Origin of the sequence: Paraburkholderia phenoliruptrix (genome assembly GCF_902859825.1) — a bacterium.
Classification (GTDB): domain Bacteria; phylum Pseudomonadota; class Gammaproteobacteria; order Burkholderiales; family Burkholderiaceae; genus Paraburkholderia; species Paraburkholderia phenoliruptrix.
Map to the genome: position 1 here is coordinate 1 of NZ_CADIKB010000118.1, position 1,199 is coordinate 1,199.

A 1,199-nucleotide genomic window follows, 5' to 3' on the forward strand; every position below is an offset into this window, starting at 1 on the left:
TTCGCACCTCGCACTGCGACATGGCCGTCAGTCCGCAACTCTGCACCCTGCCCACGCTCCTTCCGGTTCTCATCGACCATATGTCCAAGATTGAGCTCACTGGTCTGAAACGGCGTCGTCAGGTGGATGTGCTCGACACCTTCCTTGTCCTCCATCCGTAGTTCGTTCCGCGCGGCCGTGCGGACGATGTTGCGCGTGTGGTTGAGGTTGTTGACGAGATCCGGATGCAGACTGTCATGCATCGCGCCGATAATCACAGGCCGATCCGGATCCCCGCCCGTAAAGACGATCGCCACCTCCGCCCCGTCGATCAGCGGGAAGTGGTGTCCGTAGTTGTCCCCGCTGTACGGCTTCGCGAACCGCACCGGCCGGCTCGTCCCGCCCGGACTCCACTCGTCGAGATCGAACGGCAGCCTGATCACATACCAGCCCTGCTCCGTCAGGTACGCGTACTTGTAATTGCCCGGTGACGTAACGCGGGCGGGCAGGATGCCGTCGATGGATGGTCGCTCGATCGATGCCATCGGCGTGCGCCACACCCGGTCCGACGGAATTCCCTCGAAGCTCACCCAGTACGACTCGCTGCGCCCACCGCTCGATTCGACCGATGTGATGAAAATCCCGTGTTTCGCGTCGGCGGGATTCGGGTCCAGGCGCATGACTTCGCCCGCTTCGAGCCAGAACGGGTTGCCGGTACCCTTGAAGGTAATCTGCTGCGCCAGGTGTTCCTCATGACGCAGTCGTGCCACGCCCTTGCCCTCGTCGGGCGTCTGGTAGTGCTCGCCCCAGCGATAATCGATCCCGTTCGTTGTCCTGTCGTCGCGCGCGGCATTTTCATCAACGAGCAGCGAGACGCCCGCCTCGCGATGGTTGTAGTCGTGCAGCCGCACCGCCTCGGGCACACGCCGCGTCCGCTTCTCGAGCGTCTTGATCGCGTCGGTGCCGGAACTCTCGAGCCCCGAGTCGCGCAGGTACGCCACCGTGCGCTGTTTGTGCGCATAGGCATCGAGATCGTCGCCGAACACGAGGACCGCGCGATCCTTTTTCTGCTCCCAGCGGAACCAGATCCCCTCCTGCGCACAAAGGCGCTGGATGAAGCCAAACGTTGTCTCGTGATATTGCGTGACGTACTCGTGCCGCCTGTACTGGTGGCGCAACCGGAACTCGAAGTCCACACCTGCACGGTAGCCCTCATGGCG

The 1,199-nt window shown here is 62.9% G+C and carries 1 protein-coding gene; it reads right to left on the bottom strand.

Features of this window, described 5'->3' with window-relative positions; genetic code table 11:
* Positions 1–1,199: type VI secretion system Vgr family protein (locus HV711_RS33225; RefSeq protein ID WP_175145692.1), on the bottom strand; the 1,199-nt coding region annotated here is incomplete at both ends.